This window comes from Spirosoma migulaei (assembly GCF_054776855.1).
Map to the genome: position 1 here is coordinate 25,114 of NZ_BAAHBG010000010.1, position 14,448 is coordinate 39,561.

A 14,448-nucleotide genomic window follows, 5' to 3' on the forward strand; every position below is an offset into this window, starting at 1 on the left:
TTTGAGCTAATCGGGCAACTGCATTCTGGTTTACGAAATCAGTCTAAATCCTATTGATCATAACGATCAGCGTGCTATTGCCTTATAGCCTTCCACCCAACCCACACCCACTAGTGAGACCAGTGTACACCAGCCGAATGCCGAGGCAGAAACGGTTGTAAATCCGAACAATCGTTGGGCAGGCAGAAAAAATAAAGTAGCCAGTAACAGACCGAACGTCAGGCCCAGCATCAGCCAAAGCATCCAGTTGGCTACATGAATCGTTCGAAAGACCGATTGGGTAAATGACCGATTCACCAGCGTCAGCAGGATATTACACAGCACCAGCGTGGAGAAAGCCAGCGTCCGAACAACCGAAATGGATTCACCCTGTTGCATAGCCACGTAATACACGCCCAGCACAGCCAGTGCAATCCCCAGGCCCTGGGCAATACTTCGCCCCAGTTCAGGCCCCGCCAGAAACGTGTCGGTCATGCGCCGGGGTAGTTGCTGCATCTGGCCTGCTTCCGCGGGTTCGTTTTCGAAGGCAATGGAGCAGGTTGGTCCCATAACCAGTTCCAGGAAAATAATATGGATTGGACTAAACAGGTTTTCCCATTTCCAGTTGGCCAGCAACGGCACCGCTACCGTCAGGATAATCGGGATATGAATGGAAACGATGTAGGAAATCGCCTTTTTAAGGTTCTGATAAATCCGGCGGCCCTGGGCAATGGCATCGACCATGTTGCTCAGGTCATCATTCACCAGTACCAGCGAAGCCGCCTGACGGGCTACTTCCGTCCCGCGTTTCCCCATCGCTACCCCGATATGAGCGGCTTTCAGCGCCGGACCGTCATTAACCCCATCGCCCGTCATGGCCACCACCTCACCGTTTTTTTTGAGCGCTTCCACAACCCGCAACTTAGCTTCGGGAAACATCCGGGCGAATACCGCCGTTTTTTCAGCTCGCTGCCGGAGCGTCGATTCATCCATAGCCATTACCTCCTGCCCGGTCACGAGTGTATCGGCACCGGGTAAGCCCACCTGGCGGGCAATGGCCTGAGCGGTTTCAGGAAAATCTCCGGTAATCATTTTTACGTCAATTCCTGCCTCTGTAAAGGCCTTAATAACCGCTCCAGCATTCGGCTTAGGCGGATTTTCGAGCGCAACCAGTCCCAGAAACGACCAGCTAAACGCGTCCTGTTCTACCGGAAAATCGGTCGATTTATAGGTCCCCTTTGCCACTCCAAGTACTCGAAAACCGGCCTCCGACAGTTGTTTCGTAACGCTACGTATCCGATCGGCAACGGCTGACGCCGGGCGACAAACGGCCAGAATATGTTCAACGGCCCCTTTACCGGCCACCACCTCGCCCGTAGGTGTTTGCCGAACGTGGGTCATCATGGGGGGGGTACCATCCAGCGGATACTCGTGCACCATAGGATACAAATCAATCGTTTTAGCGGGGTCATGCTCCATAAAAGCCGAAACAATCGCTTTTTCCATTGGGTCGAAGGGCTCGGTTTCACTGGACCAACGGGCATAGGCAAGAACTGATGCAGCTGTATCGGACAATGTACCCGAAAGCGGAACGAGTTCATCTATCGCCCCATCGTACAATTGCCGAACGCTCATGCCGTTCTGCGTGATGGTGCCGGTTTTATCCGTGCAGATTACGGTTGCTGAACCCAGACTCTCAACAGTTTGCGGCTGTTTGGTGAGTACGCCCATTCGGCTCAGGCGGGCAGCTCCAAGGGCCATGAAACTACTGAAAGCTACCGGAATTTCCTCGGGCAATATCGACATGGCCAGTGTCAGACCAAATAAAAGAGCCGTAACCCAATCGCCGGATCGGGCGTAATTGACACCCCACACCAGCGCAAAGGCCCCCGCTCCAATCCAGGCCATGCGGATTACAAATCGGCTGATCTGGAGCTGTAGTGGCGTTTTTTCGGTCTGAATGGTATCAAGACTCTGCCCAATTCGCCCAAATTCGGTTTGGCTGCCTACGGCCGTTACCCTGAGCCACGCACTACCCGATGCAGTGGTTGTTCCGGCAAATACCGGGCTACCGATAGTTTTGGTAACGGGCACCGATTCACCCGTCAGGATGGACTCATCGACGGAGAAATCATTGGTGTCGTTAACAGCACCATCAGCGGGTATACTTCCCCCTTCTTCCACCAGCACCGTATCACCCACAACGATATCTTCTACGGAAATAACCGTCAATTCACCATTCCTGCGAACGTTGGCTTTAGGTTGGGTTAACGTGCGTAACGCACTGAGCGCCTTATCGCTTCGGATAGACTGATAGACCGAAATGCCTGATACAAGGAGTAACGCCACGATGAGCGTGATGGCTTCGTCTAACTGGCCCAACACAAAGTAGATGGTACAGGCTGCCACCAGTAACAAAAACATGGGTTCGGTAACAACCTCCTTCACCGTAGCAAACAGGCTTGTACCCGCGTTAGAAGTCAGTACATTCCGGCCGTATTTGGCGCGCGATTTGGCAACGGCCTCATCCGTTAAGCCAGGTAATTGAGTTGTTGGCATCGTAGTGTTGAGGCAGCTTTCCCACGGAGAAAATGAACTGCTATAATCGGCAGTAAGGTAAGCCTTATTCAAACGAAACAGCCTGACGATAAACACACTAACACCTAATGCTAGTCATTTTGGGTAAAGTTGGGCAATTGGGCATCTAACGACGTGTAAACTACCTCTCCCCCAACCGGCGAACCCATTTCTCCAATTCAACCACCCAGAACGTAAGGCTCGAAACGGCAACCGTTATGCCTAGCTCGGTTAACGTTAGCGGTTTGGTGCTAAAGAGGTTGTTGAAAAAGGGCGTGTAGATGATCATGAGCTGAAGTGCAACAGTCAGCAGTATGGCGCCCAACATGGGTTTGTTGGAGAAGGGACCAATACTGAACACGGACGTCCGATGAGAGCGAATGGCAATGGCGTTACCTAACTGGCTAAAACAAAGAACGGTAAACGTCATGGTTTGCCAGTGCCCGATTCCATGATGAATAGACCAGGCCTCAATGCCAATCGTAGCCCCCCCAATCAGCAAGCCAACCCAAAGAATGAACCAGCCTAGCCCCCCCGCAAAAATTGTCTGTCTGGGGTCGATGGGCGGTCGTTTCATGCTGTTCTTTTCGGAGGGTTCGTAGGCCAGTGCCAAACCAGGCAGGCCGTCGGTCAACAGATTGATCCACAGAATATGAATGGCCAGCAAGGGAATGGGCAAGCCGAAAAAGGGTGCCAGAAAGATCGCCCAGATTTCGCCTACGTTGCCCGACATGATGTAGCGGATAAACTTCAGAATATTATCAAAAATCCGTCGTCCATGTTTCACCGCTTTCACGATGGTGGCGAAGTTATCGTCCAGCAGGATCATATGGGCGGCTTCTTTGGCAACTTCAGTACCATTGATACCCATGGCAATACCGATGTCGGCGTTTTTCAGCGCGGGTGCATCATTGACCCCATCGCCCGTCATGGCCACGAACTGATGACGCGCCTGCAATGCGCTGATAATCCGCAATTTTTGTTCGGGGTCGACCCGTGCATATACCCGTACGTTTTCGACTACGGCATCAAAGGCAGCCTCATCCAGGTTAGCCAGTTCCGATCCGGTCATCACCAGATCATCGGCAGATGAGATAATGCCCAGGGTTTCGGCGACGGCTTTGGCGGTCAGTTTATGATCGCCGGTAATCATGACGGGAATGATACCAGCCGCTTTGCATTTGGTTACCGCTTGCCGGGCTTCATCGCGGGGCGGATCGATCAGTCCGGCAAAGCCAATAAAACCAAGGCCAGTTTCTATTGTGTCTGGGGCAATGTTTGCGGGTAACTGGGGGATCAATTTACCCGCATAGCCCAGCATACGGTACCCTTGTTCGGCCATTGCATCGACGCGCTTTCGTAGATCGGGAATAGATGCGTTCTGACTGGCGTCGAGCTGCTTAAATAATACCCCAACTGCCCCTTTGGTAATGCATAGGATGCCCTCTGGCGTTTGATGGAGGGTAGTCATGCATTTCCGCTGTGAGTCGAAGGGGAGTTCGGCAATGCGCGGGAACTGAGTTTCCAGTGGCGTTCGTACGTAGGTTTTATCCGCGGCAAACTGCGCCAGTGCCACTTCGGTAGAATCGCCTAGCCAGTTCCCGTCTTGGTCTTTGACGACATCGTTATTGAGTGCCATCGCGGTCAGCAATCCGTTACTGTTAGCCAGAACGGGTAGGGTAAACGTCGGTGATTCATAGGTCTCCTCCACCGTCATTTTGTTGAGCGTTAGCGTCCCTGTTTTGTCCGTGCAGATGTAGGTAACAGACCCCAGCGTTTCTACGGCGGGCAGTTTGCGAATGAGCGCGTGGCTTTTCACCAGTCGTTTGGCCCCCAGCGCCAGTGCCACCGTAACTACAGCGGGCAAGGCTTCGGGAATGGCAGCCACTGCCAACGAAATCGAGACCAATAGTAGATTCAGGAGCGGCTCACCCCGCAACCAGCCCACTCCAAAAAAGATAAGGCAAAGCACAAGAACAGCCACCGACAAACTTTTCCCGAACACTGCCAGCCGTTTCTGGAGGGGTGTCTCTACTTCGTCGGTTTGGATCAGTTTGGCAATTCGCCCCAGCTCCGTGTTCATCCCCGTATCGACTACGTAAGCAGTGGCTCGCCCGTTGGTCACGAACGTGCCTTTGTAACCCATATTCAGTCGGTCGCCGAGGGGGTAGTCGCCCTCAGGTAGTACGCCTGTGTTTTTCTCAACATTGGTGGATTCGCCCGTCAACGAGGATTCGTCAACTTTCAGGGCATGCGTCTCGATAAAGCGAACATCTGCCGGAATGATCGTACCCGCTTCCAGCAGTGCCACATCGCCAGGGACTAGTTCCGATGCATCTACTTTACTGGCCCGATTATTCCGCAACACCTGCGCCTGCGCGGAGGCCATTTTTTTGAGGGCTTCCATTGCCTTTTCGGCCCGATACTCCTGAAAGAAACCAACGAGCGCATTGATAAGCACAATGGCCAGAATAACGTAGGTTGATTTCACTTCGCCTACCAGACCCGATATAATGGCGGCTGCAATGAGCACCAGAATCATGAAATCCGTTAACTGATGCAGCAGTAGCTGCCAGACGGTTTTCTTCCTGGCGTCTTCGATCTGATTTTTACCATACTCGGCCAGCCGTTGCTGAGCCGTATCGGCGGTAAGTCCGATGGGAGATGTAGTCAGCGAACGGGCTACTTCGGCAACCGGCACAAGGTGAAAATCCATATGAGCGACAAATCAGGCATTCCATTTCCAATTACGGATTTCCGGCATATCTTCCCCATTATGGGTTATATAGTGCTTGTGCTCAACAAGTTTATCCTTCAGGAGTTGCTTTAGATAGGCACCTTTGTTGCCCAGTTGAGGAAGTCGATCAATAACATCCATGGCCAAATGAAACCGATCCATTTCATTTAACACGGTCATATCAAACGCCGTTGTAATCGTGCCCTCTTCCTTGTAGCCACGCACGTGCATATTGCTGTTATTCGCGCGGTTGTACGTTAACCGGTGCACCAGCCAGGGATAGCCATGAAAGGCGAAAATAACGGGCTTGTTTTTCGTAAACAGGGCGTCGAAGTCCACGTCGGATAGTCCGTGAGGATGTTCCGTTTGGCGTTCCAGCTTCAACAGATCAACGACATTGACCACCCGGATTTTCAACTCGGGTAAATGCTCTCGCAGAATCGAAACAGCCGCGAGGGTTTCCAGCGTTGGCACATCACCACAGCAAGCCATGACGACATCCGGTTCACTATCTTTATCGTTACTGGCCCATTTCCAGATACCAATGCCTTCTGCACAATGCTTGATGGCGGCATCCATCGTTAACCATTGTGGGGCAGGATGTTTGCCCGCTACCATCACATTTACATAATGGCGGGAACGCAGACAGTGATCCATCACGGAAAGCAGGCAGTTCGCATCGGGGGGTAGGTACACACGAACAATACTGGATTTCTTGTTGATCACGTGATCCATAAAGCCAGGGTCCTGGTGCGTGAACCCATTGTGATCCTGCCGCCAGACGGTGGATGTCAACAGATAATTCAGGGAAGCTATCTTCCTCCGCCACGGGATCTCCTGCGTCATTTTCAGCCACTTTGCGTGCTGATTGAACATCGAATCGACAATGTGAATGAAGGCTTCGTAGCTGTTGAACAACCCATGTCGACCCGTAAGTAAATAGCCTTCCAGCCAGCCTTCGCACTGGTGCTCGCTGAGCATTTCCATCACACTGCCAGTGGGTGCCAAGAATTGGTCGTTCTCGGCAGTCTCGGCATCCCACTGCCGATTGGTCGTCTCGAAAACGGCTTCCAGTCGGTTAGAAACAGTCTCGTCGGGGCCGAATATCCTGAAATTCCTGGGTTCCAGATTCAGCTTGATGACATCCCGCAAAAACTGACCGGCTACATAGGTATCGCTAGCCAGTACGGCTCCGGGCGACGGCACATCAACAGCATACTCACAATAGTCCGGCATGCATAGATCGCGCAGTAGTAAGCCCCCATTGGTATGCGGGTTGGCTCCCATTCGTCGGTCACCTTTAGGCGCTAACTCGGCCAGTTCCGGCAACAGCCTACCTTGCTCATCGAAAAGCTCTTCGGGTTTATAACTTTTCAGCCAGCGTTCCAGTTGCGCCAGATGGTCGGGGGGCGTAGAGGCCGATACGGAAAGTGGTACCTGGTGCGCCCGGAACGTGCCTTCGTTCGGTACGCCATCAATGGTTTTCGGCCCTGTCCAGCCCTTAGGAGATCGGAGCACAAGCATGGGCCAGCGCGGGCGGGTCACGTCGCCCTGGGTACGGGCTTCCAGTTGAATTTGTTTGATCTGGGCGATGGCTTTATCGAGTGTAGCCGCCATTGCCTGGTGCATCTGGTCAGGCTCGTGGCCTTCCACAAAATAGGGCGTCCAGCCGTAGCCGCGTAGTAGCTGATCCAGTTCCTCGTGCGAAATGCGGGCCAGCACGGTCGGGTTAGAAATTTTATAGCCGTTCAGATGCAGAATAGGCAACACCACGCCATCGGTAACGGGATTCAGAAATTTATTGGAATGCCAGGCAGTAGCCAGGGGCCCTGTTTCAGCTTCTCCATCACCCACCACACAGGCAGCTATCAGGTCGGGATTATCGAACACCACCCCAAATGCATGACTGAGGGAGTAGCCTAATTCGCCCCCTTCGTGCAACGAACCGGGTGTTTGGGGAGACGCATGGCTCGAAATTCCACCCGGTGCCGAGAATTGCCGAAACAGTTTTTTCAGCCCACCTTCATCCTGACGGATTGCTGGATACACTTCGCTATAAGTGCCTTCAAGATAGGTATTCGCGACTACGGCCGGACCGCCATGACCGGGCCCCGATATGTACAGCATATTGAGATCATCTTTTTTGATGACCCGGTTCAGATGGGCATAGATAAAGTTTTGCCCCGGCGTAGTGCCCCAATGCCCCAGCAGCATAGGCTTGATGTGTTCCAGCGCCAGTGGTTCCCGAAGTAAGGGATTATCGTGCAGATAGATCTGACCAACCGACAGGTAGTTGGCGGCTCGCCAATAGGCATGTATTCGTTGGACTTCTTCCGGCGATAACGGCGTATCTGTCTGGGGTTCCATGGGTAAAGCTAAGTTGATCGTTTCCATAATTGAGTCAAGATTATTGGTTAATCGTTATTGATTATCAGTTATTAGCCAAACAGTTATAGTCTGATTATTAGGCCATTAACTAATAATTCAATAACCAATAACTACTAATCAGCATTTAAAAGTCGGCAGACGGTTTGGGCAATCATCTTTTCTTCGTTGGTTGGAATGACGCGGACGGTGACCCGACTTGTATTGGTCGAAATGATGTTTGCATTGGCCACATTCCGTTGTTCGTCCAGGTCAATTCCTAAGTAGTCAAGTCCATGACAAACACGGGCGCGCACCTCGGAAGCGTTCTCTCCGATGCCGCCCGAAAACACCAGCGTTTCGAGTCCACCCAGCACGGCCGAAAAGGCCCCGATCCACTTTCGGGTTTGGTAGCAGAACAGCTCGACGGCTTCGGCCGCCCGGATATCAACCGCCTGTCGGTCCAGTAAATCGTGCATATCCGAACTGGTTTCGGATAGGCCGAGCAAGCCGGATTCATGATTGATTAACTTGTTGAATTGAGTGGGCGATAGCTTTTCTGTTTTCATCAGATACCAGGCCACTCCGGGGTCAAGATCGCCGGGGCGGGTGCCCATAGGTAACCCAGCGGTGGGCGTGAACCCCATGCTTGTATCCAGACTTTTCCCCTCCCGAACCGCAGCCAAACTCGCCCCACTCCCTAAATGCGCCAGAATAACTTTACCCTGGGCAACTGCGGTACCGGCCACCCGACCCAGTTCGTCCATCAGATACGCATACGATAACCCATGAAAACCATAGCGCCGGACTCCCTGAGCGTCGAAGCGTCTTGGAATAGGCAACAGTTGAGCAACGCGGGGCATTGTCCGGTGAAAAGCGGTATCAAAACAGGCAATCTGTAGTAAATCCGGGTGGCGCTTTTGGAAGGCCTCAATCAGGGAAAGTTCACTGGGCAGGTGATCGGGATCATAAGCGCTTATACGATGCAGTTCATCAAGCAGCAATGGTGTAATCCGTTCCGGTTCCTGATGTTCCATGCCATGAACAATCCGATGTCCAACCGCTTTAATCGACGAAAAAACAGCCTGTTTTTCGAGCCAGTTGATCAGGAAGTTTACCGCCGATGCATGATTGGTAGCCTTTACCGGGCACGTTGATGGTTGATTAACAGCCGGGGCGGTAAACGTAAGTTTCGTATTCGGCAGACCAATTCGGTCGATATGGCCATAGAGTTCTCGCTTAGGCGATTTGCCAGCTTCATACACCGCAAACTTGATACTCGATGAGCCTCCGTTGATGGTTAATACGCGTTCGTTACCTTCGATCATAGCTGATTTGTCTTTACATTAACCGCCAAACCAACCGATCCCAATGTTTGTGAACTGGTGGTTAGCGTGACCAATCTCTGGAAGCGCCAGAAAGCGGATCGACCGTTATTTTGTGGGAGCGTGACAAGTTGTCGGGCTTATACACGAACCACACATACAATCCCCAGAAGGTAACCAGTATGCCGGTATACGTCGTTAGTTTCGGCATGTTCAGATCGGCCGTAAACACAATATCCATCATCCCATGGAACAGGGCACAAGCCAGTACATTACCACGCGATGAATTGAACAGCCAAGTGAATAGGATGCCTCCGGTTAACAGGCTGAACAACCAGCCAACTACCCCTCCAACATCCATATGAATGTAGCCGCCTAACGGATTAAAGAAAAGGGGCCAATGCCAGATAGCCCAGAAAACCGTACTAATCAGATTCGCGTTAAAGGCCGAATAGCCTGCCTGCAAACGTGGCAAGGCAAACCCTCGCCAACCGGCTTCTTCGCCTAATCCAAAGAAAAAGATATTGGCAAGGATAAAAGACACTGGCGAAAGAAAGGCAAATTCCTTCGATGAAAACAACCTCTGTAAATCGGGGACACGATACTGTGTTATGCAGATAAATCCGATGATGAACACAAATACCACGACTGGTGCCAGAAACCCAACACTCAACCAACGTACAAATTGTCTTTGCGATGGTGCCTGCCCTTTTAATTGCCCGATTCCCGAAAGCCCCTGCCTGCGATAAATGAGTATGAATGCAGCCAGCATCGGCCCCAAACTTCCCAGCAGGTGAATGCACGGCAATTTATTGACAGGTACAGTCAGCGGCAGGTAATAAGGTGACCAAATCAGCCAGGAGATTGCATAGGTTAATCCAAAAAACTGACCCAGTTGTCTGTTCATAGCTGCTTATGCAGGCAAGGGGTTTAGGGATCGTGTTAACTACACAACGGCCAGCAGAGGAATGTCGGTAAGACGGGCCAGTCGCTGCGTTTCACCTTCCGAGAACAGTTTCTGGATCCAGTTCCGCATCTGCGGCAACATCATAATCAGGTCCGCTTTGTTGGTGTGCGCAAACTCCAGGAGTGTATCGTAAATTTCTTCACCAGACTCAATAGTCAGTGTGTGCGGCTGTGGATTCAGTAGCCGCCGGATATGCTCTCCCTGATGGTGCATTTCGGCATCATTGGGTTTATCCGTAATGCACAATACATTGAGTATGCTTCCGAACAACCGGGCGAAATGCAGCGCTTTATCCAGGGATACGGCGTTGGGTGGTGCGGCCAGATCAATGCCCAGTACCACATTTTTCAGGCCTGCATACGTAATATGTGGTGGAATAAGCAGCAGCGGCACTTCCGTTTCGGCAACCATGCCCGTAGCAATACTTCCCATGAGCTGCGCACTTTGTGGAGCCGTACCCACCGTCGACATGACCAGCAGATTGGCGTTTTCCGCCTTCGTAACATGCAGGATAGCCTCCATTGTATGACCTTCCTGAGCAATGCATCGGATAGGAACTTCTATTCCTACCAGATCATGTAGGTCAGCGGCCAGTCGGTGTAAGGACTTTTCGCTGCTTTCGCGGGTTGCCTCCACGGAGAGTGGAAAGTCGCCCGTTTTGGCCGGATTATCAGGCCAAACGTGAAAGGCATGGACTAAAATTAGGGTAGCTTTCTGATCAAAAGCCAGTTGAGCTGCGAATCGGGCCACCCGGTTGGCGTTGTGCGTAAAATCAGTAGCGAGAACGATTGTTTTCATGACGAACGAGCTATGAGGTAGGTTTACTTGGCCAGGTATCCGCCATCAACGGGGTAATACGATCCGGTAACGAACGATGCTTTCTCTGAGCTGAGCCAGATAACCAGCTCGGCGACTTCATCCGCTTTTCCCAAACGGCCAATTGGGTGCAGACCAATCAATTGCTGCTTCACCTCTGCCGATAGCAGATTCAATAAAGGTGTGTCGATGTAACCCGGTCCAACGGCATTGATTCGAATACCTACTGGCGCGTATTCGATAGCTGCGGTTTGCGTTAAACCAACCATACCGTGTTTTGCGGATACGTAACCGGGTGAACCGGGGGTTCCAACCTGCCCCAATATGGACGCCATATTGATAATAGATCCGGCACCCTGTTTGAGCATCACTTCCAGTTCATATTTCAGACAGAAGAAAACACTATTGAGATTTACATTGATGATGTGCTGCCAGCCTTCCAGGCTATAATCGGCGGTCATATTCAACTCCCCCCCGATTCCCGCATTATTACAGGCAATGTCGAGCGAGCCAAAGGCCGAGACTGTTTCCTTCACCAGTTGCTGGCACTGGGCCGCATTGCCCACATCGGCTTTAAAAAACCGGGCATTTGCACCAGCCGCTTTTAACTCTTCAACTACTTGCTGGCCTTGTGCTTCGTCCACATCCGACACCATGACGTTGGCCCCGTGTTGTCCATACAGCAGGGCTACGGCCTTGCCAATACCGGAAGCGGCTCCGGTTACCAGAGCGGTCTTTCCTTGTAAGTCTTTATCCATGATAGATTTCCTGAAAAGCGAATGAGTAAATCAGTAGGAGCGCTTTACCTCCTTTTGATGCCCCAAAATAAGCGGAAAGCTGCGGGGCCTTTCCTGAGCGAAAACAGACTTTATATTGATAGAAATCAGGATTTTGAGCGAAGAGCGTCCCCAATGGACGCTCTGAGAACTTCTTTTTTAACCACAGGGGCACAGAGAACACAGAGTTTTAGACTGACTAAAACTCTGTGTTCTCTGTGCCCCTGTGGTTAAAAAAGAAGTTTATTTCAACCTTTAGAGAGATGGTAAAAGGCCAGTAATCAACTCATAATACGATCCGGTTGGTGCTTGTCAACCCGCATTAGCCTACACGCCGACGACTACCATATATACACTATAAAAATTTTGAGTTACATTTGATATAGATCGTATTATTCAGTAAATTCGTTTAGTGAAAAAGCAACCAAATACCCATCTCGACTTTATCGTAGATAAGTTGACCACTTCCATCCAAAACACAATTTCGGGTGATAGTTTTGCTACGAAAGTTTTACGTTTTACTAAGGCTGATTTAAAGCAAGTAACAAAAAAGAATGGGTGGAATTTTGATTGGAAAGTAGAGTTTGCAAACAATACAAAAGAAGTTTTCAAATTGACCATCCCTCCTAATTCAAGTATTATTCAAGGTTTGCTTAGTTTGACTTTAGAGCCAGACCATGTTTATATGCATTTGCTTGAAAACGCCCCATTCAATATAGGGCAAAATAAAGTTTACGAAGGTGTGGCAGGAAATTTAGTTGCTCATGCCTGCAAAGTTTCTTTCCAACAAGGATTTGATGGATTTGTTGGCTTTACAGCTAAAACGAAACTTATAGACCATTACCAAAAGACATTAGGTGCGCACATTCTAGGCGGACATCGAATGATTATCCCAACGAAATCAGCACAACTACTCATTGACAAGTATTTTAAATCATAATCATTATGGGACATATAAAAGAACCAAAAGGTGTTGACTTTATAATTGCAAGCGATCCATTAACTGATCAAGCTCGGCAAGAAATCAGCGAATTTATTCGCAACTACAAAAACAATACGACTAATAAAAAAGCAAAATCTGCTACAATTATAAAGCAACCAAGAACTGCCCGCGCTTGACTTTGACAATTTTCGTGAAATCCCTACTCACAACATGGATTTTTGACTAGTTGGGCACATCTAGTGGGTCAAATTTGCCTACCAGAAAAAATTCAGTTTCAATCAACAAATTGCAAAAACTCAATCCGGTTATCAAACGGATCGCGGAAGAAGAACCGTTCACGACCGTCAATATCGGATGAGTACTCAATAGCAAGGCCTTTAGCCTCTAGTTCCTCTTTTGCGTCGTTGAGGTTGGCGACTTCAAACGCCGGGTGCCGTTTAGAATGGCTACCACCAGCCTCTTCGCGAAGGTGCAACTGGATATCGGCGATCTGAAACCAGATCGCACCACTGGGATGATTACCCGGAATTTCGGCCAGGCCCAATACATCCCGGTAAAATTCCCGCGCTTGAGCCGTTGCCCCTTCCGGGATGCACATCAGCACATGGTCTAAACGTACGAATTGTATCATCTTACGGCTCAGTAAAATTTAGGGGGAGGGTTCAGCGTCAGGTTTTGCCGTTGATGCCAGTAGGGATAGATAGTCGGCACATCACTGGCAGCATCTAATCGCTTCACCTGCTCGATAGTCAGGTTCCAGCCGACAGCCGCAAGGTTTTGCTTCAACTGCTCTTCGTTCCGTGCCCCAATGACAAGGGTCGATACGGTTGGGCGTTGTAATAGCCAATTAAGAGCAATCTGGGCAACCGTTTTCCCTGTTTCGACCGCCAGTTCATCCAGCACATCAATAATGCCATAAAACAGCTCATCGGGAATGGCAAATGCCGGCACGGGACTCCCCCCCTGCGCTACCCGGCTATCGGGCGGTATGGGTTGATTACGACGGTATTTACCGCCCAATCGACCAGCGGCTAACGGACTCCAGATAATCCCGCCAACCTTCTGGTCAATACCCAATGGCATCAGTTCCCATTCATATTCGCGGTTTACCAGGGAGTAATATACCTGATGCCCAACGTAGCGATTCCAGCCATATTTTTCAGAAACAGCCAGCGACTTCATCAGATGCCAGCCCGAATAATTGGAGCAGGCAATGTACCGTACTTTGCCACTCTGCACCAGATCGTCCAGCGTACGCAAGGTTTCTTCCACGGGCGTGACCCCATCGAAACCGTGCATGTGATAAATGTCGATGTAATCTGTTTTCAGGCGCTTGAGACTGCTCTCGCATTGTTTCAGCAAATGCAGGCGCGACGATCCCTGATTGTTGGGGCCTTTGCCGAAGGTGAAGGTAGCCTTGGTCGAAATCAGCACTTTATCGCGCAGGCCCGTTAAGGCTTTCCCCAGGATCTCCTCCGAAAGGCCATCCGAATATACATCGGCCGTATCAAACAGGTTGACCCCAGCGTCCAGGCAGAGATTGACCAAACGAGTAGCTTCGTCTACCTGGGTGGTACCCCAGGCTTTAAAAAAGTCGTTGCCACCGCCAAATGTGGCTGTACCAAAACTCAATACCGGAACCTGCAATCCCGATGCGCCTAATTGTCTGTATTCCATAGGTAATAACTGATTCTACTGTATTTCACGAATAGGATTATGGTGCTTTTCAAGACGATCACGTTCCTGTCCTGAACGTGACACTTCTTCATGAACACAGTCTATATACCTAGAAGTTTTACACTCTCTGAGTTTGAGGAGTGAATCTGTATTTCTCAGGTAGTGGCGAAAGAACAAAACTAACTATTTGCCCTATTTTTTATAATTATTCCTATCCGACAAATGGCTTCCTCCAAAAGTTCAGTGTGTGAAACCATATTATTTCATAAAGAATTGCTTGTACAATT

11 protein-coding genes are annotated in these 14,448 nt (G+C 50.3%); 2 read left to right on the forward strand and 9 right to left on the reverse strand.

The window, feature by feature from the left end; genetic code table 11:
* Nucleotides 1–66 precede the first annotated feature (66 nt).
* The 7 genes from ACYVGO_RS10700 to ACYVGO_RS10730 form a co-directional block, all read right to left on the reverse strand.
* Nucleotides 67–2,538 (reverse strand): cation-translocating P-type ATPase, encoded by a 2,472-nt coding sequence (locus ACYVGO_RS10700; RefSeq protein ID WP_460969256.1) that lies wholly within the window; start codon nt 2,536–2,538, stop codon nt 67–69.
* Nucleotides 2,539–2,698: 160 nt separating this feature from the next.
* Entirely contained in the window at nt 2,699–5,272 is a 2,574-nt protein-coding gene (locus tag ACYVGO_RS10705; RefSeq protein WP_460969257.1) for a cation-translocating P-type ATPase, read from the reverse strand.
* Nucleotides 5,273–5,284: 12 nt separating this feature from the next.
* Nucleotides 5,285–7,687: a phosphoketolase family protein gene (locus ACYVGO_RS10710; RefSeq protein WP_460969258.1), complete on the reverse strand. Its 2,403-nt coding sequence runs from the start codon at nt 7,685–7,687 to the stop codon at nt 5,285–5,287.
* Between the two features lie 107 nt (nt 7,688–7,794).
* Entirely contained in the window at nt 7,795–8,985 is a 1,191-nt protein-coding gene (locus tag ACYVGO_RS10715; RefSeq protein ID WP_460969259.1) for an acetate/propionate family kinase, read from the reverse strand.
* Between the two features lie 61 nt (nt 8,986–9,046).
* A complete protein-coding gene (locus tag ACYVGO_RS10720; RefSeq protein ID WP_460969260.1) occupies nt 9,047–9,889 on the reverse strand; it encodes a CPBP family intramembrane glutamic endopeptidase in 843 nt (280 codons plus the stop codon).
* Between the two features lie 39 nt (nt 9,890–9,928).
* Nucleotides 9,929–10,747: a universal stress protein gene (locus tag ACYVGO_RS10725; protein WP_460969261.1), complete on the reverse strand. Its 819-nt coding sequence runs from the start codon at nt 10,745–10,747 to the stop codon at nt 9,929–9,931.
* A gap of 23 nt (nt 10,748–10,770) precedes the next feature.
* Complete coding sequence (locus tag ACYVGO_RS10730) at nt 10,771–11,523, reverse strand: SDR family NAD(P)-dependent oxidoreductase (RefSeq protein ID WP_460969262.1); 753 nt, start codon at nt 11,521–11,523, stop codon at nt 10,771–10,773.
* A gap of 430 nt (nt 11,524–11,953) precedes the next feature.
* Here ACYVGO_RS10730 and ACYVGO_RS10735 point away from each other — a divergent pair, with 430 nt between their 5' ends.
* The gene (locus ACYVGO_RS10735) at nt 11,954–12,481 is read left to right on the forward strand and encodes a hypothetical protein (RefSeq protein ID WP_460969263.1); all 528 of its coding nucleotides are present in this window, start codon (nt 11,954–11,956) and stop codon (nt 12,479–12,481) included.
* 5 nt (nt 12,482–12,486) lie between these two features.
* Nucleotides 12,487–12,660, forward strand: a complete 174-nt coding sequence (locus ACYVGO_RS10740) for a hypothetical protein (protein WP_460969264.1) — start codon at nt 12,487–12,489, stop codon at nt 12,658–12,660.
* A gap of 98 nt (nt 12,661–12,758) precedes the next feature.
* On the opposite strand, the gene ACYVGO_RS10745 is transcribed toward ACYVGO_RS10740, so the two are convergent.
* Together ACYVGO_RS10745 and ACYVGO_RS10750 are read right to left on the reverse strand one after the other, a co-directional pair.
* On the reverse strand, nt 12,759–13,115 hold the full coding sequence (locus ACYVGO_RS10745) for a VOC family protein (RefSeq protein ID WP_460969265.1): 357 nt from the start codon (nt 13,113–13,115) through the stop codon (nt 12,759–12,761).
* An 8-nt stretch (nt 13,116–13,123) separates the two neighbouring features.
* Complete coding sequence (locus ACYVGO_RS10750; RefSeq protein WP_460969266.1) at nt 13,124–14,161, reverse strand: aldo/keto reductase; 1,038 nt, start codon at nt 14,159–14,161, stop codon at nt 13,124–13,126.
* Between the last annotated feature and the right edge of the window lie 287 nt (nt 14,162–14,448).